Origin of the sequence: Candidatus Poriferisocius sp. (genome assembly GCF_965208355.1) — a bacterium.
Lineage (GTDB): Bacteria > Actinomycetota > Acidimicrobiia > Acidimicrobiales > Bin134 > Poriferisocius.
Genome location: NZ_CBDBOM010000003.1, coordinates 303961 through 327822, shown reverse-complemented (window position 1 = coordinate 327822; position 23862 = coordinate 303961). Strand labels below are relative to the sequence as shown.

The following is a 23862-nucleotide window of genomic DNA, read 5'->3' as shown; positions in this document are numbered from 1 at the left end:
GACTACAAGCGCTCGATGATGGTGACGTTGGCCTGGCCGCCGCCTTCGCACATGGTTTGCAGCCCGTAGCGTCCGCCGGTGCGCTCCAGCTCGTTCAGCAGTGTGGTCATCAGCCGGGCCCCGGTGGCCCCCAGGGGATGGCCCAGAGCGATGGCCCCGCCGTTCACGTTGACCTTCTCGTGGGGCACGTCGTGCTCGCCCATCCAGGCCAGCACCACCGGGGCGAAAGCCTCGTTGCACTCGAACAGGTCGATGTCGTCGATGGTCATGCCGGTCCGGGCCAGCGCGTATTCGGTGGCCGGAATGGGGCCGGTGAGCATGAAGATGGGATCGGCGCCCCGCACCGACATGTGGTGGAAGCGGGCCCGGGGCTTTAATCCGTGGTCGGCCACCGCCTGCTCCCCGGCGATCAACATGGCGCAGCCCGCGTCGGAGATCTGACTGGACACCGCCGCGGTCAGCCGCCCGCCCTCGGCCAATGGCGCCAAGGAGGCCATCTTCTCCAGGGTGGTGCCCCGGCGGATGCCCTCGTCGAACTCCAGGCCGGCCAGCGGCAGGATCTCGTTGTCGAAGCGGCCCTCGTCGGTGGCGGTGGCGGCCCGCTCGTGGCTGGCCAGCGCGAACTCCTCCATCTGCTCCCGGCTGATGTCCCAGTGCTCGGCGATCAGCTCAGCGCCCCGGAACTGCGACACCTCCTGGGTGCCGTAGCGATCGACCCAGCCGTCGGAGCCGGTGAAGGGGTCGGGGTCTTCCACCCCCACGTGCTGGGCCACCTCCATGGCCGAGCCGATGGGGATCATGCTCATGTTCTGCACGCCGCCGGCCACCACCATGTCGTTCACGCCGGCCATCACCGCCTGAGCGGCGAAGTGGACGGCCTGCTGGGCCGATCCGCACTGGCGGTCGATGGTGGTTCCGGGAACGTGTTCGGGCAGCCCGGCGGCCAGCCAGGCAGTGCGGGCGATATCGCCGGCCTGGGGACCGAGGGCGTCAACGCAGCCGTACATCACGTCGTCGACCGCAGCCGGGTCGACACCGGTCCGCTCGAGCAATCCGGTGATGGGGTGGGCCCCCAGATCAGCCGGGTGGACCTGCGAGAGGCTGCCGCCCCGTCGTCCCACCGGCGTGCGGACTGCGTCGATGATGTATGCCTCAGCCATGGCTGCTCCTCGTTCTTGTACCTGTAATCATCGCGGCTCCCGGGGCAGGCCGAGAACTCTCTCGCCGATGATGTTCCGCTGAATCTCGTTCGACCCGGCATAGATGGTGTGGGCCCTGCTGTACAAGAAGGTGCGCTGCCAGGAGTCCAGCGAATACGCCTCGCCCTCGTCGGCCGACACTGCCATGGCGTCCGCCCCCCGCACTCCCACCATCAGCTCGCCCAGCGAGCGGTGCCAGTTGGACCAAAGCAGCTTGCCGATGGACATCTCCGGCCCCGGCACACCGCCAGCGTCCACCACCGTGAGCATCCGCAGGTTGTTGTACCGCATGATCTCCAATGTGGCGTAGGCCTGGGACAGCTCCTGGCGGACCACTAGATCGTGCGCTGTGCCGTTGGCCTGCGCCTGGGCCAACAGTGCGTCCAGTTCCTGGCGGAAGTAGGTCTGCTGGCCCAGCGTTGAGGCCCCCCGCTCGAAGGCCAGCGTGCCCATGGCCACCTCCCAGCCCCGGCCGGGCTGGCCCACCACCAGGTCGGCATCGGTCACCGCGTCGTCGAAGAAGACCTCGTTGAACTCAATTCCGCCGGTGATCTGCACGATGGGGCGGATCTCGATGCCGGGCTGGTCCATGGGCACCAGCAGGTAGGAGAGCCCGGCATGGCGGGCCGAGTCCGGGTCGGTGCGGCAGACCACGAAGCACCAGTCGGAGTACTGGGCCAGCGAAGTCCAGATCTTCTGGCCGTTGACCACCCAGCGATCGCCGTCGAGCACCGCTTTGGTGCCCACATTGGCCAGATCCGAGCCGGCGTTGGGCTCGGAGTAGCCCTGGCACCAGAACTCCTCGCCCGACAGGATCGGGGGCACAAACCGCTGCTGCTGCTCAGGGGAGCCGTAGGCAACCAGGGTCGGACCCAGCAGCGTGACCCCCATATTGGGCAGTCTCCCCGGTGCCCGGGCCTCCACGTAGGTCTGGTGGAACAGAACCTGCTCCGACAGGCTGCACTCCCGGCCGCCCAAATGAGCGGGAAAGTCAATGCCCAGCCAGCCGCCGCCGGCCAGTTCCCTTTCCCAGGCGATCTGCTGTTCGGCGGGGATGTCCTCTTGGCCCATACCTCCCCGGCCCCGCAACCCGGCGAACTCCCCCACCAGGTGCTCCTCCAGCCAGGTGCGCACCTCGTCGCGGAAGTCCCGCTCAGCGGGAGTGAGGTCGAAATCCATCTGCCGGAAATCTACTGGCGGCTGGGATCACTCCCCCAAGGCACAGGGGGAATGCGGCGGGGATCACTCCCCCAAGGCACAAAGGGGAATCAGGCCTCGTCGGCTCTCACCTGGATGGTGTGCCAGCCGGTGGCCCCGTCGGGCGCCGGATTGCTGATCTCGGAGGTCTGGGTGGTGCCGGTGCCGTCGGTGGCCCGCACTCGCACTTGGTGTTCGCCAGGGGTGGCGTTCCAGGTCACCATCCACTGTCGCCAGGAGTTGATGGTGGTCTCCCGGCTGAGCTCGGCCTCCACCCAATCCTCGTCGTCCACCTGCACCTCCACCTTTTCGATGGCCCGGCTGGGAGCCCAGGCCACCCCGGCGATCGCGGTGGGGCCGGGGTCGATTGTGGAGTCCCGGCGGGGCACGTCGATGCGGGACTGGGTCTTTATCGGCCCCTCCTTGGCCCAGCCGCGGGGGATCCAATAGCCGTTGAACGCCTCCCAAGTGGTGAGTTCGATGTCCGACAGCCACTTGGTGGCCGACACATAGCCGTACAAACCGGCCACCACCAGCCGGGCCGGGAAGCCGTGGGAGATGGGCAGCGGCTCGCCGTTCATCTGCACCGCCACCATGGCGATCCTTCCGTCGAGCGCCACCGCGGTGGGAAAGCCGGCGGTCCACCGGTCAACCGAGCGCCCCACAATCTGGGTGGCCCGGGGCTGCACTCCGGCCTGGTCCAACACGGTGGCCAGCGGGACTCCCACCCACTCGGCGTTGCCCACCAAGCGGCCGCCCACGCGGTTGGACACGCACGACAAGGTCACCTGCTCTCGAACCAGTCCCAGATCCAGCAGCTCGTCGAAGCTGATCTCCACCTCTCGATCCACCATGCCGTGGATCCGCAGCGACCAGTCGGCCGGGTCGATCTGGGGATACGAGAGGGCGGTGTCGATCAGGTAGAAGTCTTCGTTGGGGGTGATGAGGGGGGCAATCCCGGCGATGTAGTCGAAGTTGGGCTCTCTCACCGGCTCGGCGGTCACCGAGGGAGTGGGCTCCGCGGTGGCCTCCGAGGTGGCCTCGGCGGTGGCCTCGGGCGTCGCCTCTGCTGTGGGGTCGTTGCCAGCGCCCTCGGCTGTGGCCGTGGGAGTGCCGTCGACCGAAGCCGCTGGTTCGGAGGCCGACTCCGTGGGCCTTGGTGTGGCCCGGGCGGTGGGAGTGGCGATTGTGCGGCCCTGGAGGGCTTCGGCAACTCCTTCCCGGGCCCCTTCGACGGTGTCGCGCCGCCGCAGCCATCGTCCGAGCAGGCCACCGGCCAGCGATGCCCCGGCCATGAGCCCCACTGCCCCGACGAATCGACGTCGGTCGTTGAACCGGCCCCTCCCAACCATGGGGACCGATCGGGCTTCTGCGTCCGAAGGCTCTTCTTCGGCGGGAAGCTGGGAAAAGAGGGCCAGCGCATACAGGCTCATGAACACCGCGATGCCGAAAGCCCCGGACAAGAGACCCGACATCCATCCCAAACCATCGCTGGACAGGGGATTGCGGGCCGCGGCCCACCCGCCGACCACGGCAAACACCACCAGCCCGGCAGGCATCACCCACCAGCGTTTGCGAGACGGCCAGCCCAACACCGCGCCGAGCAGAATCGACACGATGACGATGCCCCACACCAGCGCGGGCTTCTGCGCGGTGCCGAGGGTGTCTATGGACCAGCGGGCGATGAAGCCCGGGGTGATGTCCACGATCTCCTCGGCCACCGAGACCACCAGCGATGGGATCTTGCGGCTCAGCCCCGACAGGATCTCGCTCAAGCCGAGCGCAGCGCCAGCGGCCACGATGCCCGCGGAGATCGCTTGAAACGGGGAGATAGCCGCTCGCCGCTCGGCCGACGCGGCCGCTTCGGATTCGCTCATGTTTGCATTCCGATCAGCTAGGCCGGGTGTTCTTCATCCGGCTTTGTGGAAGTAAGGCTATTGTGAATTTCCACTGTTTGGGCCAATAGACCCGCTACTTGGAGCCGGAATATGGAACTTGTGCCAATCGGCACTCATTTGTATGCCTGTTTGCAGCCCGACCGGGGGTTGGGCTGGAGCAATTCGGGCTTCGTTGCCGCGGGGGGCGGCTTGGTGGTCGACACCCTCTATGACCAGAGGCTCACCGCCCAAATGGCCGATCTCTATGCCGAAGTTCACCCTGAGACGCCGGCACGAGTGGTCAATACCCACCACAACGGCGATCACTGCTGGGGGAACAAGATCTTCGAGAATGCCGAGATCATCGCCCACACCGGCTGCGCCGAACGGTTCGACGAGTTCACTCCCGCACAGGCGGCATCAATGGCCGCCATGGAGAACCCCCCTCCCCATTGGGCCGATGTTGCCGAATCGTTCCGGGACTTCCACTTTGACGAAGTGGAGCTGGTGCCCCCCAACCGGGTGATCGACGGCGACCTGCACCTCGATCTTGGCGGGCTGGAGGTGGAGATCCGCTTCGTCGGCCCGGCCCACACCGCGGGCGATCTGATCGTCAGCGTTCCCGACCAGGGGGTGGTATTCGCCGGCGATGTCGTCTTCCACCTCTGCACCCCCATTGGGTGGGAAGGGACCCAACAGGCCTGGGTGAACGCGCTGGAGGACATCGAGGCGATGGCTCCAGAGACGGTGGTGGCGGGCCACGGTCCGTTGTGCGATGCCGCTGGTGTGCGGGCCATGCGGGAATACCTGGAGTATGTGTGGGAGGAGGCGTCGGCCCATCACGCCGCAGGACGGACCGCCTCGCAGGCCTGCCAGTCCATCGACCCCGGCCAGTACGCATCGTGGAACGAGCCCTGGCGGCTGGCCTACAACGTGCACCGGGCCTACAAGGAACTCGACGGCGGCGCATGGGACGACCTTTACGACACGGGGGCCGCCATGGCCGACGCCGCCCTTCTCCGGGAGCAATGGGCATCGTGATCCCATGATCATGATCCGATGACGCCGCTGGAGGCACTGGGCATCGACCAACAGTGGCGGGAGTTGGCCCAGCACCAGGAGGGACAACTGGGCCGGGTGGTGCAGGTGGACCGGGGCGAGTGCGAGGTGATGACCGACGAGGACCAGATCAGGGTCTCGTCCGACTCCCAACGGGCCCAAGGCGAGGTGGCCCCGGTGACCGGAGACTGGGTCACCGTTGTGCCCGGCCCCGATGACATCCTCAAGGTGGAGCAGGTGCTGGAGCGTCGCACCCTGGTGGTGCGGCGAGATCCGGCCGAGCACGCTCGGGCCCAGACGCTGGTGGCCAACGCCGATGTGGTGGGTGTGGTACACGGCCTCGACCGGCGCATCAACCCGGCGCAGATGGAGCGTTTCTGCGTAGTGGCCTGGCAGTCGGGGGCGTCGGTGGCGATCATCCTGGCCAAGGCCGATCTTCGCCGCCGCCCCGAGCGGGACGCCGAGAAGGCCGCCGCTTTGGCGCCGGGGGCGACGGTGGTGGTCACCGCGGCACTGCGGGGCGAGGGTCTCGACGATCTGGCTGCCCTGCTGGAGGGCAACCGCACGCTGGCGCTGCTGGGACCCTCAGGCGTGGGCAAGTCCACGCTGATCAACGCCCTGGTGGGGACCGAAGTCCAAGCCACCCAAGAAGTGCGGGCGGGTGACGCCCGAGGCCGCCACACCACCATCGCCCGACGCCTCATCGCGCTGCCCAACGGGGGATCGATAGTGGACACGCCTGGCATCCGGGCCGTAGGTCCGTGGGATGCGTGGGAAGGTTTGGCCGCGGCCTACGCCGAAATCGACGCCCTCGACCAAGAGTGCCGGTTCGCGGAGGACTGCTGGCACCAGGGCCAGCCTGGCTGTGCGGTGGCCGGCAACGTGGACTCGGGCCGACTGCGGCGCTATCTGGAACTGGCCAATGAGCTGGCCGACCAAGACCTAGACCTCGCCCGCCGTCGGCATTAGCAGCGAGTAGGCCCGACCGCAGGGACCGGGCCACACCGGCCGGCCTGACCAATTCACAGACCGACCACTGCATGCGCTAGAAAACTCGGATGCCGAGCGCAACGCCTTTAGCCAACAAAATCGCGGCCGTCACCGGTGGAGGCGGGGGTATCGGGGGCGGCATCTCCCGGTTGTTCGCCGAGGCGGGGGCCGCGGTGGTGGTCAACGACATCGACGCCGACCTGGCCAACACCGCAGTGGGTGACATCACCGACGCCGGGGGGCGGGCCATCGCGGTGGTGGGCGACATCACCGACGCCGGGGTGGTGGCCGAGTTCCATCAAGCAGCCGTGGATTTTGGCGAGGGCCGAGTGGACGTGCTGGTCAACAACGTGGGCGACTACCGGCCAGGGGCCGGCAAATTCATCAGAACCACCGAGGCCGACTGGGACGCCCAGATCGACATCACCTTCCGCCACGTATTGCGCTGCACCCATGCCTTTTTGCCCACCATGGTGGAAGGGGGTGGCGGCACCATTGTGAACGTGTCCACGGTGGAGGCCTTGCGGGCCATGCCCCGGATCGCGGTGTATTCGGCGTCCAACGCCGCCATCATCGCCTTCACCCGATCCGTGGCCTTGGAGATGGCCGACCAGAACATCCGGGTCAACTGCATCGCCCCCGACATGGCCGTCACCTTGCAAACCCCCCTCGACCAGATGTTGCGGGATCGCCCCCTCGAGCAGGTAACCCGGAATATCCCCCTGTGCCGGTTCGGAAACCCCGACGACTTCGCCGAGGTGGCGCTGTTCTTGGCCTCTGACCAGTCCCGCTTCATGACCGGCCAGACCATTCCCGTAGACGGCGGCACCATGACCGCCCAGGGGTGGTACCGCCGCGCCGACGGCCGGGGCTTCACCAACCTCCCCGACGCTCCTTAGTCCGGAGCCCGTCAGTCCAGGCCGTATTGGGGAAGTCGGCCGTTGGCGATCATCGTGAGGCTGCCGGTGCCGGTCTCATCGGGATCGTCGGTGGAAACAGTAACCGGGGCGATGCGGTGCATAGGAGTGAACACCTCGCCGGAGGCGGGCACCACGTCGGCGGGATGGCTCACATCCCAGATCTCGTGCTCGATGCACGACTCACCCCGATAAACGCCGAGGCCGAGCTCGTCGTTCCACCCGCCGCTGTAGCCCAATCCGGCCATGGCCACTGCCGATCCCAGCGGCGTCGAGCCGAGCCGCAGCGACCGCCCGTCGTCCAGGCTCACCGCCATGTCGGCTGACGAGAATCGCCGGGTGTCGGCGAAGAAGTCCAATGACAGATCGGCTTCGGTGACGTGGCGGTCGACATCGGGAGCGTCCCGATCCCGGATCAGCCCGGTGAGGTACACCCTCTCCGATCCCCGTTCCATGATCTGCACATGGCCGGCCCGCCGATTGGTGGAGAAGAACAGGAAGTAGAACAGCGTGCCGACCTCGCTGTGTTGCCGGGGCGGCCCGGTCACCGGCTCGGGGATGCCCATGGAGGGGCGCACTCCCCAAGAGTGGTCCCGACCACCCCACCAGCCGTCCACCTCTAAGCCCTCGTCGCCGATAGTGATCCAGCCGTCCACCACCCCCACCTGGTTGAACCGCTGGTAGTCCTGGGTCACCCGACCCCGCTCCCGCTCCACGTGGGGCTTCTCGATCTCAGGGGCCAGCTCGGCCCGCCACACCAGATCGCAGGCGATGGAGTGATCGCCGGGGGCCAGGAGAACCCGCAGCTCTTCCAGCGGGACCGTCGGCTCCACCCGCATCGGCCCCACCTCGGGCTCGAAGCGGGGGCGCAGGGCCCGGGACGCCCGCAGATTGTGCTGGGTGCCGCCCCGCACCATCACCACCCCGCCATCGATCACGTTCATGTTGTTGTAGGAACCCATGGTGAACTGCGCTGCGGCCTGTCCGGCCGGGTCGTAGACCGCGAACCAGTAGCGGTCGAAGAACCGGGGATCCGACGTGCCGACGTGCTCGAACGGCTCGGCAATCTGGTGCCACAGGGTGTCGTCAAGGGGTCCAAGCATGGCTATTTCAGCCTTTCTGTGGAATCGGCCAGGTAGGCCCGCACCGCGGGCGACGGCTCCGACCCGCTCATGATCTCGTCGGTGAGCTGGGCCCGCAGGCTCCGGTGGTATCCGTCGGCTGCCTCGTAGTCAACAACGCCGGGCACGGCTTCCTCCAGCACCGCCGGTTCAATGCCCAAGACCTTTTCCAGCGCCCGGATATCGGTCACCAGATCGGGCAACACCTCAGACCATCGTGCTGCGGCGTGCTCTAGGGCCGCGGCCGCGAAGGCGATCTGCTCCTGCGTATAGGAGTCAGACACCTCGGGCGCGGCCAACTCCACCAGCACCCGGCGGGCCCCGATGATCTGCTCGCTCAATGTCGGTCTCATCCCAACTCCTCCGCGGTCTGGGCCAAGAGCAATTTGGTTAGTTGTCCAGCTCCCAACCACACCCGAAGAGTGCGGTCGTCACAGAAGCTGCGCACCCCGGTGATGACAATGGCCGCCAGCTTGTAGTTGGCCAGCACCTGCCAGAATCGCAGCGCATCCCGATCGACGGTCCGGCCGGTACGAGCCTCATAGGCTGTTACCAGGTCTTCCGCTTCCCACCGTCCGGGAATCTGGTGCTCGACCCGGCGGAGCGGGTTGGTCACCCATCCCACATCCTCGTCGGGATTTCCAAGGTGGACGGTCTCCCAGTCCAGCAGCACCTGCACCTGATCGCCCTCGAACAGCACATTGCCCGGCTTGATGTCGCCGTGGACCACGGTGATCTCGCCGGGCTCGGGCCGGTTGCGGCGCATCCACTGCTCGACATAAGCCAGCACCGGCTGAGGCTCCAGCGCCTGGCGCTCGATCACCGCGGCCCATTCGTCGATGGCCGCCTCCGCCGGATCACTCGGCACGGCCAGCACCTCGTCCAGTCCGGCAATCTTCCAGTCCAGGGCGTGGATCTCGATCATCAAGTCCACCATCTGCGAGGCGATCCCCACTCGGGAGTCTTCGTCGGGCCGACCGTTGCCTCCTTGCAGAATGAAGTGGTCGTTGTGGCCGTCATAGCGGGTCATCACCATCGCCGGGCGGCCCAGTTCCGACCCGTCGGCGTCCAGCCACACCACCTCGGGAGCCCGCACTGGCTGGTCGTGCAACCGCCGCAGCACCTCAAACTCCACCCTGCGGTCGGTTTCCAGCACGCTGCCCACCGGATCCCGCCGCAAGAACAACTGTCGATGGTGCGACTGCCCGCCATCTTGCCAATGCAGATCGAATGGCCAGTTCTCCCGTGACTGCCCTCCGGTTGCCCGGGCCTCGCCTTCCACGCGAAGCCCGTCAACCTCGCCCAAGCGCGCTCGGATGAATCCCTCTAGGGCGGCGTCAAAGTCACTGGCCATTGCCGCCACACGCTACTCAGTGACCGAGAAGTGGAGCTGAGCGGACTCGAACCGCCGGCCTCCTCGTTGCGAACGAGGCGCTCTAGCCAACTGAGCTACAGCCCCAAAAGACGAATCAAGCCTAATGGGGAAGGCGCGCCGAACCGCGATTGGAATGAGCAGGAGTCAGCGGGAAAAAGAGATCAGCGCTGGCCGCCGGAGGCGACGTCCCAGGAGCGGGGCTGCGAGTCGTCGGTACCGACCGGATTGAGCCGATCCTCGCGGGTTCTCTGGTGCTGGACCAACAGCATGGCGTAGCCCAACAGCAGGGCGTCAATCAGCAGGTGTACCACCAAGGCGAACCCGCCCAGATAGACGGCGAAAACGAAGGAGGCCAGCGCACCCACGATGAGTGTCACCAGGATGCGGCGCCGACGGCGGCGGGCGTCGATCGAATTCCGGGGTATGCCTCGATTCGAATTCGAAGCCATCTGATTAGCGTACACCCGAGGCGGCAGGGCGATATTGGGGCGAAGGGCCACCACTGGTGCGGCCATGGCTCCCCGCTCAGCGAGACGGGGATTCACTGAGCGAAGCGGAGCTCGGAAACCCAACTGCGGGGTGCGCCGCCTGAACCCGAATTGACCGTTACGCGCCCGGCGGATCAGGGGCGGTAGTAAAAAGGCAGCCCAAGCAGCTGCCAAGATCATGAGCAACACTGATGTCACCAATCTCGGGGGTCCCTTGCACAATAAATGGTAAGCCCTATTAGCGTGCTCACTGGTGGATGGTCGCGCCTGTGTCCATCGCGACGGCTTTCTGAACGCGCTACCGCAACAGGCCGATGGACATTACAGGGACTTGACACTTGTTACGGTTCTACTACAGAAAGTCCACCCGCGCCACCCAGTCTTCAGCAGGCACTTCAGGGGGTACGGTCAGTCGTCGTAGGCCGCGTCGGCGTCTCCAGATCGCCGGTAAGTACCGGAGCGCCCACCCGTCTTCTCCCATAGGGCGACCTCGCTGATCACCATCTCTTTGTCCCGTGATTTGCACATGTCGTACACGGTCAGCGCAGCCACCGAGCAGGCCGTGAGAGCTTCCATCTCCACCCCGGTCCGGTCGACCGTTTCCACCTCGGCCTCGATCTCGATATAGGTGTCCTCGATCCTGAAGTTGACCAACACCGCCCCCACCAGCAACGGGTGGCACAGCGGGATGAGCTCGGGCGTGCGCTTAGCCGCCTGGATCCCCGCTACCCGGGCCACCGCCAGCACATCCCCCTTCCCGATGGCCCCCCGGGCCACCGCGGAGGCGGTGTCGGCGCTCATGAACACCTTGGCCCGAGCAATGGCCCGACGGTGCGAGGGATCCTTGGGCGTAACGTCAACCATTCGGGCCCGGCCGAGAGGGTCGAGGTGGGTGAATCCGGCGTCGGTCACATCAACTTCTTCGTCACGCCAAGCCCCATGTCACATCACCCCCCGATCTGTGACATCGAACGGCCCGGTCGGATGAAGTGCACCTGGTTGATGGCGTGTCCGGCCCACTTGTCCTTCACCACATCGGAGATGACATCGGCGATCTCGTCGTCGCTCGCTCCTGAGCGCAGCAACTCCCGGAGATCGTGCTCGTCTACCGCGAACAGGCAATTTCGGAACATGCCCTCGGCGGTGAGCCGCACCCGGTCGCAGCTTCCGCAGAATGCGTCGGTCACGCTGGCGATCACCCCGAACGAGCCCTTCCCGTCGGCGTAATGCCAAACCGCGGCCGGCGAGTTGGACCGCTCAACGGGGGCCAGGGGGAACTCCTCACCCACCGTGGTCACGATCTCATCGAGGGTGACCACCTTGTCGTTGCTCCACGAAAGGTCGGCGTCCAGGGGCATGAACTCGATGAACCGGACCTCCACGCCCTTGTCCCGGCCGAACCGGGCGAAGTCCACGATCTCGTCGTCGTTGATGCCCCGCATCATCACCGCATTGACCTTCACCGGATTCAGCCCCGCGGCCAAGGCGGCGTCGATCCCATCGAGCACCCGGTCCAAATCGGCCCGGCGAGTGAGCTCCTCGAACCGCTCGGGTCGCAAGGAGTCGAGAGAGATGTTGATCCGCCGCAGCCCGGCGGCGACCAGCTTGTCGGCCAGCAGACCCAGGGTGGCACCGTTGGTGGTCAGAGCCAGATCGACGTCCAAGGCCGCAAGCTTCTGCACCAATACCGGCAGGTTGGCCCGCACAGTGGGCTCCCCGCCGGTGAGACGGATGCTGTCGATGCCGAAGTGGTCGACCATCAATCTGGCGATGCGCTCGATCTCCTCGAAGGTGAGCAGGTCTTCGCGGGGCAGCCAGTCGAGCCCGTCGGCGGGCATGCAGTACGTGCAACGGAAATTGCACCGGTCGGTCACCGAGATGCGGAGATCCCGGTGTACCCGTCCAAAGCCGTCGATCAGCGGCACGCTCACTCCCCCATTCTGGCCGAATAAAGCGCCGAACACACTGTGGAAAGCCAATCCGGCACCGGTTGGTTGGCGGTCAGCGCAGAATCAGCAGCGACACCGGCTCGCCCTCATCGAGCCCTTCGCCGTCGGGCACCACCGCTAGAGCATCGGCTGCGGCCATAGCCGACAGCTGGTGCGATCCCTGGCCGCCGGCCGATTGGGCCAAGAACTCACCATCGGCGTACTCGACTCGAACGCGGGCGAAGTGGGTCTTTCCGTCGGGTCGGCGGCGCAAGGGCTCGGCTACGCGGCCCATCACCGGCTGGCGGTGCCAGGTGCCCGGAGGGTGGCCCATCATCTTGCGCAGACCGGGCCGGGCGAACAGCTCAAACGACACCATGGACGACACCGGGTTACCGGGCAGACCGAACACCGGGATGCCCTGCACCACACCGAAGGCCAGGGGCTTGGCCGGCTTGATGGCCACTTGCATCCAAGACATGTCGCCGATCTCGTCGAGCACCTTCTTCACGTAGTCGTAGTCGCCCATGCTCACCCCGCCCGAGGTCAACAGCGCATCGCACTTCTCCACTCCCGCCCGGATGGCGGCGGCAATGTCTTCCTCGTCATCGGCAATGCTCCCCAAATCCACCGGGTCGCATCCGGCCTCAGCCAGCAAGGCCAGCAGCGTGTGCCGGTTGGAATCGCGGATTTGGCCCATCTCCAGCGGCTGCGGCCCCTCGACCAGCTCGTCGCCGGTGGACATGACCCCTACCCGGGCCTTCGGCCGCACCTTTACCTGGTACATGCCCAAGCTGGTGAGCACTCCCAGGTGCCCGGGGGTGAGCACTTGTCCCGGCCCAAACACCGTTTGACCCACCTTCAGGTCTTCGCCAGCCCGTCGAATGTGGTTGCCGGCGGGCACCGATTGGGCCACGGTTACCTCGGAGCCGTCGGGACTGGTCTCGGTCAGTTCCACCATGACCACTGCGTCGGCGCCGGGGGGTATGACTGCCCCGGTCATGATGCGGGCAGCCTGTTGGGCGCCCACGGTGATGTCGGGCGGAACCCCTGCGGCAATGGTGCCTGCGATGGCCAGGGTCACCGGCGCATCGGCCACGTCGGCCGACCGCACCGCGAAACCGTCCATCGCCGTGTTGTCGAAGGGGGGAACCAGCTCGGGCGCCACCACGGTCTCAGTGGTGACCAGCCCCTGGGCCTGCCCGACACCCACGACCGCCTCATCGAGCACGTCGCAACCCGCTAGCACCCGTTCTTGGGCTTCAGGCAGTGGAATCATCACCAAAGCGCCGGTTCTTCTCTGCGCCACATGCGGCGAATGTTCTCATGGTGGCGGGAAAGAACCACCACCGCCACCCCAATCGCCACGCCGACGTCGGGCGCCGGCCACCCCTGGATGGCCACTGCCGCCGGCGCGGCCGCCACCGCCAACAGCGAGGCCGCTCCGGCCCGCTTGGTGAGGGCCAAAGCCACCGCCCACACGCCGATGAGAATCACCCCCACCACCGGGGTAAGGGCCAACAGCATCCCCCCGAAGGTGGCCACTCCCTTGCCCCCTTCGCGGTAGCGGCCCAGCGGCACGATGTGGCCCACCACCGCCGCGGCCCCGCACGCCGCCCCGATCAACTGGTTGCCGAAGATCAGACCCATCCCAGCAGCGATGAACCCCTTTCCCACATCGCTGAGAAGCACCCACGCGGCCGGCCACCGCCCCGCCACCCGGTACACATTGCTGGCCCCCGGGTTCTTGGAACCTTCCCGCGTCGGATCGTGCCCCGTATACCTCCCCACCAAAAGCGCGCCGGGAAACGTCCCCCACGCATAGCCAGCCAGCACGAGCCACCATGCCCAGTCCACGCGCCAACAATACTGAAACGCGCCCAACCCCCTCAGATAGCCAACAAACACAGCCCACCCCTATCCTTTAACTCCGTGCCCGCCTACGACTACAACTGCCAAACCTGCGGCACCCTCTTCGAAGTCATCCAGTCGTTCTCCGAGGATTCTTTGACCGTTTGCCCCAAGGCCGATTCGATGGCCAGCCCCGCCGCCTGCACCCAGCCCGGCAAGGGCAAAGTCACCAAGGTATTCAGCGTCCCCAGCATCACCTTCAAGGGCGACGGCTTCTACCGCAACGACAGCCGCTCAGGGGCCAAGTCGTCAACCATGGCCGGCTCGTCGACCAATGGCGACAGCTCCAACGGCAAAGACAAGTCAGACGGGGCGAAGTCCGACGGGGCCAAGTCCGACAGCAGCTCATCGGAGTCCTCCAGCCGCGAACCGGCCAAAGCCGCTTCAAGCTCCTCCGACGACTAGCCGCCATGCCCGAGATCGGCGTCATCGGCGGCTCCGGTCTCTACTCCCTGCTGGACGATGCCGTAGAAGTTCCCGGCGACGACGCCTTCGGTCCACCATCAGGGCCGCTCACCATCGGCCTAGTGGACGACATCGAGGTGGCCTTTCTGGCCCGCCACGGCCCTGGCCACCGATTCCCGGCCCACAAAGTGAACTACCGGGCCAACCTGTGGGCTCTGCGACAAGCCGGGGTTCGGGCCATCTTCGGACCCAGCGCCTGCGGCTCGCTTCGCCCCGAGCTGGCCCCCGGACACGTGGTGGTGTGCGATCAATTGGTCGACCGCACGTCGGGCCGGGCCGACACCTACTTCGACACCGTCACCAACCACGTCTCGCTGGCCGACCCCTACTGCGAGGAGCTCCGCCAGGCACTGCTCCAAGCCGCCGAAGCCGAGGGTATGACCGCCCACGACGGGGGCACCATGACGGTGATATCCGGCCCCCGCTTCTCCACCCGGGCGGAGTCGCGCTGGTTCCGCGACAACGGCTGGGACGTGGTGGGCATGACGCAGTACCCCGAGGCCGCCCTGGCCGCCGAGCTGGGCATCTGCTACGCCACCGCCGCGCTGGTCACCGACTACGACGTGGGCCTGGACGACGACCCCAACATCGAACCGGTCACCCAAGACGAGGTGTTCGCCTTCTTCGCCCAGAACCTCGACAAAATGCGAGCGGTGCTGTTCGGCGCCATTCGAGCCATTGCCCCCAATCTGCCCGACTGCTCCGATCGCACCAACGGCTTCGACCCTCCCCTGCCGCCATCCTGACCCTTTCCAACGGCTCCCGCCGCCGCTAGCCTGAGCAGCGCTTCCCCCGCTTCAAATGTGGCGGAGGAGCGCGCCCGTGGTCGCATCTTCTGAATCCGACGACCAAGCCCTCACCTGGCGGGGATCTCTATTGGCCCGGCTACCAGGCGGACGGCGCAGCTACTGGGTGGTGGTGGCGGTGGCCGCGGCGATCACCGGACTGGTGGTGGCCGCCATCGCCGGGCTAGCCGGCGACGACTCATCATTAGGCGAGCTCAACCCGGTGATGGTGGCCATTCGTCCTATTGAGGCCGGAGAACCGCTCAGTGCAGAGAACACCGAGGCCCGACGGTACCCGGCCCTCATTTTGCCGGCTGGAGCGGTGGCGACCCTGGTCGGCGACGAGATGGCTTCGGCTGCCCTCCATCCCGGCGAGATCGTGACCGAGGCTCGTCTGGGCGGCTTGCCCATCGGGGATCGAACTGAAGTGGCCATCCCCGCCCACACCGCTTTGCCCCCGCTGGCCCCCGGCGACCTCGTGGACGTGCTGGTGACGCTGCCCATCCCCGGTGACGGCGGCACCCAAGCCCAGGCCACCCTCACCGTGGCTACCGCCGCGGTAGTCACCGACACGGCCGAGCATGCCGTAACCATTGCCGTCACCGAACAGGAACTGCTCCCCGTGGCCTCCGCGGTAATCCAAGGCTCGATCACTCTGGCCCTTGTGCAGCCGGGGTAACCGGCGCATCCGCGGAGGCTGGTCACCCCCCCCCCCCCCCGAAGCTTTAGCCGCAGAGAATGGGCCCGTTGGGCCTCCTGACATGCCTCGCAGGGCATCTCGCCCCGATAGCGATGCGCCCGATACCCCCGGAACTCGCCGCACCGCTCATCGGGCGTCGGCGGCAGCCGCCCCCACCTATCGCCGTGCTCAGCCCGCAACCTCGCCACCCGCGCCAAATGCCGGCGAGTCACGTCCTCGCTATGGGCCGCCAGACAATCTCCACACGCTCCCTCACCCCGCCGAATGTGGGCCTTGTAACCCGCCTCCGTCCCGCACAAAGCCTCCTGCCGCGGCGACACTCCGGAAGCCCGAAGCCTTGCTCGCCCCTTTGCTGCCCACGCCGCCAAACACAACTCGCACGCAGGCTCCCCCCGATACCGATGCCGCTGATACCCCGCCGGCGTCCCACACGGCTGAACCTCACGAACCATCAGCGTCCCTGTCCCTGATCCAACGGCTTGCCGGCCACGACTAACTCCAGCGCAACGCAAATTCTGTGGAAGACAGCAAGTCAACAAACTGGACCGAAAGCGACCTCGATCCAGAAGATCGGCCTAGACCCACTCCAATCGCGTTTTCATCGGCTTCTCAGACATCCAATTCCCGCGCAGAAATAGGCCGATAATGTTTACGCCTCTCGGTTGCTTTCTCTTCTATGCGTCGTTTGTATCCCTCAACGACCAGTACATCGCCTCCAGCTCTCAACACTGCTATCTTGCTAAAATACGCGAGAGTAAGCCATGTTAAAAAAAGTATACTCGTTGGAAAATACCTGCTCCACCAGGGAACCCCAGACATTTCCAGTACAGAAATTACAAAACCCAAAAACACAATTGCACAAAAAATTGCAATGCATCTTATGGACACGATAACTACTTTCTCAAACACAGAGGCATCTTTAGAACCCAAATTCTGAAACCAGATAAGCAATCGCTGAATTCTTCCTGCTTCATCTGGAGGGCTTACTGCATTGATTCCCCTACAAGTAAGAGACATCCGGATCAATTGCCAGTCGCTGAGACTCCCGGCTTCAAGAGCCATGAGGCGCTCAGAAGTGCGTTGACGCATCAATTGCTCCCTGTATTCTCGCAATAGTGGATGATGTGGTTGTACTCCGTAGCGTAGCCGCCGGAGGTGATCTCCGCTTTTATTGCCGGCGTTCTTTTCTGCCATCCAGCGGTAGGGGCGCAGCCTCGCGCTGGCTCCATCGGCAACTCGACTTTACCGTCCTGGGTTAGCTGATAGATAGCCTCATTGCCTGCCGCTCCACCAACGATTGTAAGTATCCCTTCGATGATTGTGGTCACAGCGTACTGGCCGAGCCTGTCGGCCCAGGTTCTGCCGTCGTCGAAGTCAACATGGTCGCCGTGGGGAGTGCCTATGGGGCAGCCGGTGAGGCCAGGCGGCGGATTGGGGCCGTTAATGATGGTCTGGACAAGTTCGGGGGTGCAGTGGTGGTGGGCATTGTCGTGGCCGTAGTCGCCAGTGTCGTCGTCGTGGCGGTGCACATGAGAGGTCTCGTAGATGTGCGGTTGGTCCGCCGGGTGCCAGGCCAAGTCCGCTCGAACTGTTACGCGCTCAGCCCAGTAGATGGTGCAGGTGCGAATCCAGCCGTCGTCATCATCGTTGCGCCTCGTCGCCGAGCAGTTGTGGCGGCCCAATCTCGGGTTCTTCGTGCTGTCGGGCACAAACCTGTTCAGCGGCAGGTTCGTCCAATGGCGGACTCGTTGGATTGTCTGTCCCGGGTTGTCGGGATCTGGCTCGGTCACGACCAGCCCGGCTCCGTTCGGGCTGCGCCATTGCGGCCACACCGGCGACGCGGGGTTGAGGGGGTCGCATTTGACTTCTTTGGCGGCTGTCCAGCCGGACCATTCTTGGCCGGCTATGGCGCGAGCTCTGACTCGGAATTTGTAGGTCTCGCCTTCCCAGCGCTGGGCGTACACCTCGGTGGCCGAGCCCTCGTAACGGATGGAGTCGGTGTTGGGGTCCGGGTTTGTCAGGGTATCGTCAGCTTCGTAGTTGACGTCGTAGCGGTCGGCACCGTTGACCGGGTCCCAGTCTAGGTGGACCACGCCGTGGCTGGTGCACGTCCCCGAGAAGCCCCTCGCAGAGGGCTTGAACACCGCGCACTTGTTCGCGGTCACCGGCAAGGTCCACGCCGAATCGCGCTCCTCACCCGATTCGACGCCCGCTGGGGAGGGGGCGACGCGCACCTGCACCCGGTGAGCCCTATTCGAGAGGGCTCCGTTCCACGAATAGGAATAAGACTCCACTGAGCTCGGCACCGACTTATAGCCGACATCGCCGACAATCGTGCCGTCCACCTCCACGTCGAACTGGAGGCCCAGCGGCACCAGCGGCCCTCGATGCCTCCACGACACCGATAGCACCCCGCCGGCTGAGCACGCTGCGGCCAGGTTGGTCGGCGCGCCGACGCCGGGGTTCGGGCAGTCCACGTGGGCCCAACTTGTCCAGCCCGACGGCGCGACGCCCGTCCCGGTCGACCTGACCCGCCACCGATAGGACTCCCCAGGCGTCGCAGCCGTGGAGAACATGACCTCGTCACGGTCGTTGCTGGACCATTTGGCCAAATCGCCGCCTAGCTCCTCGGCCTCATGGCCTTCAGCATTGCGGCCGGCAGTCCAGCCCAAAGTAAGCGTCACGCCACCCTCGTCATTTACAACGCATGACAGCCACGGCCAAGACGGCGCGCCAGGCGGCACAGGCTTTGGCGTCGGGTCAGGCTCGGGCTCCGACGACGGCTCGGGCTCAGGCTCGGGCTCCGACGACGGCTCGGGCTCAGGCTCGGGCTCCGACGACGGCTCGGGCTCAGGCTCGGGCTCCGACGACGGCTCGGGCTCGGGCGGGGTGACGGGGACGCAGTCGCTGTGGCCCTGCAACTCGGTCCCCGGCCCGCACTCCCCCGCGTGGGACTTGGCGGGATCGTGGCACGCAGACCCGTTATGAGTGTGGTCGTCACCACAGCTCGCCGGATCAGGCCAACACGCCCCCGTCGACTGATCAAAACGCTCCGCAGGACACGGCGTCGGCTCAGGAGACTTGGGCGGGGTGACGGGGACGCAGTCGCTGTGGCCCTGCAACTCGGTCCCCGGCCCGCACTCCCCCGCGTGGGACCTGGCCGGATCATGGCACGCAGACCCGTCATGCGTGTGGTCGTCACCACAACTCGCCGGATCAGGCCAACACGCCCCCGTCGACTGATCAAAACGCTCCGCAGGACACGGCGTCGGCTCAGGTGTGTGGGTATGGGCCACAGGTTGGTCCTGCCACTCGTAGTTGAAGACCGGCACCTCTTCTAGATACGGAGGCACCCGCACCTGAACATCCCGGGTGAACGGCGCCACCCGCACCCGATACTCCTCCAAATACGGAGGCACCCGCACCTGAACATCCCGGGTGAACGGCGCCACCCGCACCCGCTCGGAGAACGGTGCCACCCGCACCCGATACTCCTCCAAATACGGAGGCACCCGCACCTGCACCTCCCGAGTGAACGGCGCCACCCGCACCCGGTAGCACCCCAAATAGATGCACACCGTCTCGTAGTTGAAGACGTCCTCAGTCAGCGTCACATAGTTGAACACCGACCGAGACCTCGTCTCGTAGTTGAACACCGGACGGTCCTCGTAGTTGAAGACGTCCTCAGTCAGCGTCACATAGTTGAACACCGACCGCGACCTCGTCTCGTAGTTGAAGACGTCCTCAGTCAGCGTCTCGTAGTTGAACACCGACCGCATCTCTGTGAACGGCGCCACCCGCACCCGCACCCGCTCAGTCTGGTCATGGGCCGACACCGACGGCCCCACACCCGAAGAAACAACCAGCGAAAGCCCCACAGCAAACACCGCAAGGCTGACTGCTACCACAACAACTCGACGCGTCACGGACGACACAATTAGCTAGAGCAGCTACCGCCCCGACAACCCTCACCATTCCGCCCAATATGCGAAACAGATGCAGCCACATCCACAAAACACAAGAAACCAGCCTGTATTTTGGTGGAATAATGTGTTATATATTTTCGTGGACTAGAAAGAATTGGAGCAAGAAATACATATTTTTTGCTCATAAACTCCTTAGCTCAGCCACACAAGTGTCACGTATTTTGGTCGCCGCTAGCGAACCGACGAAGCAATCAGGCTGAGCACCAGAAGGGCCACCAGTACCCGATACACCGCGAACGGGCCGAAGCTGCGGGTGCGCACCAGCGCCAGCAGCCCCTTGGCGGCGGCGAACCCAGTGACTGCCGACGCGGCCATGCCCCATGCGAACGCGCCTCGAGCGTTGGTGGGGATGCCTCCCCACCCGCCGATGTCGATGAACTGATAGACGCCGGCCCCGGCGATCACCGGCACGCTCATCAGCATGGCCAGGCGGGCGGCGGTCTCGCGATCGAAGCTGAGCAGCCGCCCGGCGGTGATGATCACCCCCGAGCGTGAGACGCCCGGCTGGAGCGAGCAGGCCTGGGCCAAACCCAACAGCACGGCGTCGCGCACTCCGACGTTTTCGGTGGACCGCTGGCCCTGACGTCGATCGGCCCACCACAACAGAACGCCGAACACCGCAAGCATCACCGCGGTGAGCCACACCTCGTCGTCGGCCTCGTCGATCACCGACCGCAGCCCCACCCCCACCGCCGCCGCGGGCACGGTGGCCAACACCAATAGCCAGCCCAGCCGTCCCTCGGCGGTCATCGCGGCTTGTCGCCGGGCCACCGCGGCAATCCCGTCTCGCACCAGCGCCCACACCTCGCGGCGCAAACAGGCCACCAACCCCACCAATGTGCCCAGGTGGAGAGCCACGTCGAAGGCCTTCTTGAGGTCGTCGTTGCCCTCGAAGTCGTTCCAATCGGCCAGCCAGGGGATGATCTGGAGGTGTCCGCTGGACGACACCGGCAGGAACTCGGTCAGCCCTTGGGCGATGCCCAGCAGAATGGCGTGTAGAACCGACACGGCCTCGTGGCCTGGGGCTATCCCTTAGGCACCGGACATGGTGACTTCGGCCACCACCAGCGACACTCCCGCCGAGCTCATCGGCAGCCAGGTGAGGTCGGACCCCACCGCGGTCACGTCCAGCAGCATCCTCTGGAGGGTGGAGGCGATGGTGATCTCCCTAACCGGCTCGGCCAACTCGCCGTTGCGGATGCGCAGCCCCTCGGCGCCAGTGGAGAAGTCGCCGCTCACCGGGTTCACCCCGGAGTGCAGCCCCGACACCCCCTGCACCAACACACCATTGTCTATGCCGGCAATGAGCTCGCTTGGCGGCCTATCGCCGGGCACCAGCGACAGCGCCTGGCAGCCCACTCCGGGGGTGCTGGCGTAACCCCGAACGGCCGAGCCGGTGGAGGCCGACCCCGAGCGCCGCCCGGTGTAGCTGTTGTGAAGGAACCGCTCGAGCTGGCCGCCGCCGATCAGCTGGTTGCGACGGGTGGCCAGGCCTTCGCCGTCGGCATCGGATGCGGTGAACGCCTCCGGGTTGGTGGGGTCGTCCACCAGGGTGACATTGGCCGCGGCCACCTGGTCGCCCAGTCGGTCGGCGAACAGCGACCGGCCCTTGAGCACCGCCTCACCCGACAGTGTGCTGCCGATGATGCCCAGGAACTGGGCGGTCACGAACGGGTCGAGCACCACGGTGACCCTCTCGGAGGGCGGTTGGGCGGCGCCCAGCATCCGAGTGGCGCGCTCCACTGCGTCGTTGGCCGCCACCGCCACATCCAGGGTGCCGGGCTCTCGACCCACCGAGAACCCGAATCCGGTCTGGGTCTCCTCCCCCTCAGAGGCCAGCGAATAGGCGGTGACGTAGCACGAGGTGTCCCTGCCCGTGCTGCGGATGCCGGTGGTGGTGGCAATGGCGTCGGCGCTCAGGGCGTCGCCGTAGTCGGCCGACTCCACTCCCACGATGCGGGGATCGCCGGCCAGCACGGCCCGTTCCAGCTCCAGGGCCAGGTCGATCTTGGCCTCGGTGCCGAATCCCAGCAGGGCCTCGTTGTAGAGGTCGAGCACCGGTGGGTCCACCCCGTCGGGCTCGGCCAGGCCGAAGAACTCGTCGGGGGAGCCGAACACGGCGTTGTCGCGGGCCTCGGCCAAGGTCTCCTCCAGCACGTCGGTATCGAGCGTGCCAGCGTGGGCGAACCCCTGGCGGTTGTCGGCGATGACCCGGATGCCCACCCCTTGCGACTCGGCCACCGACAGCGACTCGATCTCGCCCTCATAAACCCGCACGTCGGTCTCCTGGCTGTGGCCGACCACTGCCTCGATCTGCTCGCCGTCGCGGCCCCAGCCCACGATGCGCTCGGCGATCTCCAACAGCTCCTCAGGGTTCACGCTGCGATCCTGTCGATGTTTGGCCCCCGTCGCCGACCGATCACGCCGCGGTTCCGCCGATGGTCATCGACGCCACCCGCAGCGTGGGAGTGCCGTCGCCCACCGGGACGCCCTGGCCATCCTTGCCGCAGGTGCCCGGCGATCCCATGGCGAAGTCGTTGCCCAGGGCCTCGATGCCGGCCAGCACCTCGGGACCGTTGCCGATGAGGTTGCCCTCCCTAATGGGAGGGCCGATCTCGCCGTTCTCAATCAGATAGGCCTCGCTCATGCCGAACACGAAGTCGCCGGTGGCGGTGTTCACCTGGCCCCCGCCCAAGTGGGCCACGTACACGCCCCGTTCGGTGGCCGCGATGATGTCGGCGGGATCCTCGGACCCGTTGGCCAGGTAGGTGTTGGTCATCCGCACCATGGGCAGGTGCTGGTAGCTCTGGCGGCGGCCGTTGCCCGAGCTCTCCCGGCCCTCCTTGCGGGCCCGCAGCAGGTCCCACATGTAGTCGGTGAGCACGCCGTTCTCGATGAGCACGTTGCGCTGGGCCGGTCGGCCCTCGTCGTCGATGGCGTAGGCGCCCCACTCCCGGGCCATGGTCCCGTCGTCGATGAGGGTGACCTCGGGGTGGGCCACCTGCTCGCCCACCCGGTTGCGGAATACCGATGCCTGCTTGGCCACCAAGTCGGCTTCCAGCCCGTGGCCGCAGGCTTCGTGGAACAGCACCCCGCCGCCGCCGGGGCCGATCACCACCGGCATCGAGCCGCTGGGGGCGGGCTGGGCGGCCAGCTTGGTGAGCGCCCGATTGGCCGCAGTGCGGGCCAGGGCGTCCACCTCGTACTCGTCGAACAGCTCGAAGCCGATGGGGCGGCCCACGCTCTCGAACCCGGTCTGCATGCCGGTGTCGCCCACCGCCACGCACGACACCGCGAAGCGGGTGCGCACCTGGTCGTCGCCGGCCAGCAGCCCGTCGCTGTTGGCCACCAGAATGCGGCGGCGCCCGTCGGCATAGCGGGCCGACACCTGGGTGATGGCCGAGCCGGCCGCACGGGCAGCCTCGTCGGCCCGGCCCAAGAGCTCCACCTTCGTCCCTTTGGCCACGGTTTCGGGCAGCACCTGAACATCATTGGGCGCCGGGGCATCCACCCGGTCTAGGGCCACCACCTGGTGGCCCCCGCCTCCACCCCGAGCGGCCGAGGCCGCAGCCCGAGCCGCCTTGGCCAAACCGGCCTCGGTCAAGTCGGAGGTGTGGGCGAATCCGGTGGTATCGCCCACCACGACGCGGATTCCCGCGCCTCGGGTGCGCCCCGAGCTCAGCTCCTCCACCTTGCCGTCGTCGAGCAGGGCCGACGACGAGCGCCGGTCCTCCACAAAGACCTCGGCGAACTCGCCCCCGGTTTTCAACGCCTCCGACAGCGTGCCGGCAACAACAGACTCGTCGATCACAGTTCTGCTCCCCGTCTCTCACCTTGCGCGTCGATCACAGCCTCTCCCTTTGT

At 66.2% G+C, this 23862-nt stretch carries 22 protein-coding genes and 1 tRNA gene; 6 read left to right on the top strand and 17 right to left on the bottom strand.

Going from position 1 to position 23862, the window contains the following annotated elements:
- Positions 1–2: 2 nt before the first annotated feature.
- The 3 genes from ACOGXH_RS02805 to ACOGXH_RS02795 form a co-directional block, all read right to left on the bottom strand.
- Positions 3–1160, bottom strand: a complete 1158-nt coding sequence (locus ACOGXH_RS02805; protein ID WP_419927598.1) for an acetyl-CoA C-acetyltransferase — start codon at positions 1158–1160, stop codon at positions 3–5.
- Between the two features lie 27 nt (positions 1161–1187).
- A complete protein-coding gene (locus ACOGXH_RS02800; protein WP_419927597.1) occupies positions 1188–2378 on the bottom strand; it encodes an acyl-CoA dehydrogenase family protein in 1191 nt (396 codons plus the stop codon).
- Between the two features lie 89 nt (positions 2379–2467).
- Complete coding sequence (locus tag ACOGXH_RS02795; protein WP_419927596.1) at positions 2468–4273, bottom strand: molybdopterin-dependent oxidoreductase; 1806 nt, start codon at positions 4271–4273, stop codon at positions 2468–2470.
- A gap of 111 nt (positions 4274–4384) precedes the next feature.
- On the opposite strand from ACOGXH_RS02795, the gene ACOGXH_RS02790 reads away from it, so the two are divergent.
- The 3 genes from ACOGXH_RS02790 to ACOGXH_RS02780 all read left to right on the top strand — a co-directional run bounded on the left by ACOGXH_RS02790 (position 4385) and on the right by ACOGXH_RS02780 (position 7221).
- Complete coding sequence (locus ACOGXH_RS02790; RefSeq protein WP_419927595.1) at positions 4385–5314, top strand: MBL fold metallo-hydrolase; 930 nt, start codon at positions 4385–4387, stop codon at positions 5312–5314.
- An 18-nt stretch (positions 5315–5332) separates the two neighbouring features.
- Positions 5333–6301 carry a ribosome small subunit-dependent GTPase A gene (gene rsgA, locus ACOGXH_RS02785; protein WP_419927594.1) on the top strand — a complete coding sequence of 323 codons (969 nt, stop codon included), beginning with the start codon at positions 5333–5335 and terminating at the stop codon, positions 6299–6301.
- An 89-nt stretch (positions 6302–6390) separates the two neighbouring features.
- Positions 6391–7221, top strand: a complete 831-nt coding sequence (locus ACOGXH_RS02780; RefSeq protein ID WP_419927593.1) for an SDR family NAD(P)-dependent oxidoreductase — start codon at positions 6391–6393, stop codon at positions 7219–7221.
- 11 nt (positions 7222–7232) lie between these two features.
- Here ACOGXH_RS02780 and ACOGXH_RS02775 read toward each other — a convergent pair whose 3' ends face one another.
- From ACOGXH_RS02775 to ACOGXH_RS02735, 9 genes are all read right to left on the bottom strand, one after another.
- Entirely contained in the window at positions 7233–8342 is a 1110-nt protein-coding gene (locus ACOGXH_RS02775; RefSeq protein ID WP_419927592.1) for a hypothetical protein, read from the bottom strand.
- A gap of 2 nt (positions 8343–8344) precedes the next feature.
- On the bottom strand, positions 8345–8713 hold the full coding sequence (locus ACOGXH_RS02770; protein WP_419927591.1) for a hypothetical protein: 369 nt from the start codon (positions 8711–8713) through the stop codon (positions 8345–8347).
- Complete coding sequence (locus tag ACOGXH_RS02765; RefSeq protein ID WP_419927590.1) at positions 8710–9714, bottom strand: phosphotransferase family protein; 1005 nt, start codon at positions 9712–9714, stop codon at positions 8710–8712. Before ACOGXH_RS02765 ends, ACOGXH_RS02770 begins: the two co-directional genes overlap by 4 nt.
- Before the next feature lie 31 nt (positions 9715–9745).
- A tRNA-Ala gene (locus ACOGXH_RS02760) sits at positions 9746–9819 on the bottom strand.
- Between the two features lie 77 nt (positions 9820–9896).
- A complete protein-coding gene (locus ACOGXH_RS02755) occupies positions 9897–10280 on the bottom strand; it encodes a hypothetical protein (RefSeq protein ID WP_419927589.1) in 384 nt (127 codons plus the stop codon).
- A gap of 351 nt (positions 10281–10631) precedes the next feature.
- A complete protein-coding gene (gene moaC / locus ACOGXH_RS02750; protein WP_419927588.1) occupies positions 10632–11135 on the bottom strand; it encodes a cyclic pyranopterin monophosphate synthase MoaC in 504 nt (167 codons plus the stop codon).
- Between the two features lie 35 nt (positions 11136–11170).
- Complete coding sequence (moaA, locus tag ACOGXH_RS02745; RefSeq protein ID WP_419927587.1) at positions 11171–12154, bottom strand: GTP 3',8-cyclase MoaA; 984 nt, start codon at positions 12152–12154, stop codon at positions 11171–11173.
- A 70-nt stretch (positions 12155–12224) separates the two neighbouring features.
- Positions 12225–13430 (bottom strand): gephyrin-like molybdotransferase Glp, encoded by a 1206-nt coding sequence (glp, locus tag ACOGXH_RS02740; protein WP_419927586.1) that lies wholly within the window; start codon positions 13428–13430, stop codon positions 12225–12227.
- Positions 13430–14008 (bottom strand): glycerol-3-phosphate acyltransferase, encoded by a 579-nt coding sequence (locus ACOGXH_RS02735; protein ID WP_419927585.1) that lies wholly within the window; start codon positions 14006–14008, stop codon positions 13430–13432. Before ACOGXH_RS02735 ends, glp begins: the two co-directional genes overlap by 1 nt.
- A 75-nt stretch (positions 14009–14083) precedes the next feature.
- Here ACOGXH_RS02735 and ACOGXH_RS02730 point away from each other — a divergent pair, with 75 nt between their 5' ends.
- The 3 genes from ACOGXH_RS02730 (at position 14084) to ACOGXH_RS02720 (ending at position 15991) form a co-directional block, all read left to right on the top strand.
- On the top strand, positions 14084–14467 hold the full coding sequence (locus tag ACOGXH_RS02730; RefSeq protein ID WP_419927584.1) for an FmdB family zinc ribbon protein: 384 nt from the start codon (positions 14084–14086) through the stop codon (positions 14465–14467).
- Between the two features lie 5 nt (positions 14468–14472).
- Positions 14473–15273: an S-methyl-5'-thioadenosine phosphorylase gene (locus tag ACOGXH_RS02725; RefSeq protein WP_419927583.1), complete on the top strand. Its 801-nt coding sequence runs from the start codon at positions 14473–14475 to the stop codon at positions 15271–15273.
- Positions 15274–15349: 76 nt separating this feature from the next.
- On the top strand, positions 15350–15991 hold the full coding sequence (locus ACOGXH_RS02720) for an SAF domain-containing protein (RefSeq protein ID WP_419927582.1): 642 nt from the start codon (positions 15350–15352) through the stop codon (positions 15989–15991).
- Positions 15992–16621: 630 nt separating this feature from the next.
- Here ACOGXH_RS02720 and ACOGXH_RS02715 read toward each other — a convergent pair.
- From ACOGXH_RS02715 to ACOGXH_RS02695, 5 genes are all read right to left on the bottom strand, one after another.
- Positions 16622–17074, bottom strand: a complete 453-nt coding sequence (locus ACOGXH_RS02715) for a hypothetical protein (protein ID WP_419927581.1) — start codon at positions 17072–17074, stop codon at positions 16622–16624.
- 26 nt (positions 17075–17100) lie between these two features.
- Positions 17101–19938, bottom strand: coding sequence for a hypothetical protein (locus tag ACOGXH_RS02710; protein WP_419927580.1), 2838 nt, complete (start codon positions 19936–19938; stop codon positions 17101–17103).
- A gap of 231 nt (positions 19939–20169) precedes the next feature.
- Positions 20170–21006, bottom strand: a complete 837-nt coding sequence (locus tag ACOGXH_RS02705) for an undecaprenyl-diphosphate phosphatase (RefSeq protein ID WP_419927579.1) — start codon at positions 21004–21006, stop codon at positions 20170–20172.
- Between the two features lie 24 nt (positions 21007–21030).
- On the bottom strand, positions 21031–22377 hold the full coding sequence (locus ACOGXH_RS02700; RefSeq protein ID WP_419927578.1) for a TldD/PmbA family protein: 1347 nt from the start codon (positions 22375–22377) through the stop codon (positions 21031–21033).
- A gap of 40 nt (positions 22378–22417) precedes the next feature.
- Positions 22418–23809 (bottom strand): TldD/PmbA family protein, encoded by a 1392-nt coding sequence (locus ACOGXH_RS02695; protein WP_419927577.1) that lies wholly within the window; start codon positions 23807–23809, stop codon positions 22418–22420.
- Between the last annotated feature and the right edge of the window lie 53 nt (positions 23810–23862).

Coding starts and splice junctions, on each gene's coding strand:
- ACOGXH_RS02795 (WP_419927596.1), bottom strand. CDS start 4,273: ATGAGCGAATCCGAAGCGGCCGCGTCGGCCGAGCGGCGAGCGGCTATC.
- ACOGXH_RS02790 (WP_419927595.1), top strand. CDS start 4,385: ATGGAACTTGTGCCAATCGGCACTCATTTGTATGCCTGTTTGCAGCCC.
- ACOGXH_RS02770 (WP_419927591.1), bottom strand. CDS start 8,713: ATGAGACCGACATTGAGCGAGCAGATCATCGGGGCCCGCCGGGTGCTG.
- ACOGXH_RS02765 (WP_419927590.1), bottom strand. CDS start 9,714: ATGGCCAGTGACTTTGACGCCGCCCTAGAGGGATTCATCCGAGCGCGC.
- ACOGXH_RS02780 (WP_419927593.1), top strand. CDS start 6,391: ATGCCGAGCGCAACGCCTTTAGCCAACAAAATCGCGGCCGTCACCGGT.
- ACOGXH_RS02715 (WP_419927581.1), bottom strand. CDS start 17,074: ATGGCTCTTGAAGCCGGGAGTCTCAGCGACTGGCAATTGATCCGGATG.
- rsgA (WP_419927594.1), top strand. CDS start 5,333: ATGACGCCGCTGGAGGCACTGGGCATCGACCAACAGTGGCGGGAGTTG.
- ACOGXH_RS02800 (WP_419927597.1), bottom strand. CDS start 2,378: ATGGATTTCGACCTCACTCCCGCTGAGCGGGACTTCCGCGACGAGGTG.
- ACOGXH_RS02725 (WP_419927583.1), top strand. CDS start 14,473: ATGCCCGAGATCGGCGTCATCGGCGGCTCCGGTCTCTACTCCCTGCTG.
- glp (WP_419927586.1), bottom strand. CDS start 13,430: ATGATTCCACTGCCTGAAGCCCAAGAACGGGTGCTAGCGGGTTGCGAC.
- ACOGXH_RS02805 (WP_419927598.1), bottom strand. CDS start 1,160: ATGGCTGAGGCATACATCATCGACGCAGTCCGCACGCCGGTGGGACGA.
- ACOGXH_RS02775 (WP_419927592.1), bottom strand. CDS start 8,342: ATGCTTGGACCCCTTGACGACACCCTGTGGCACCAGATTGCCGAGCCG.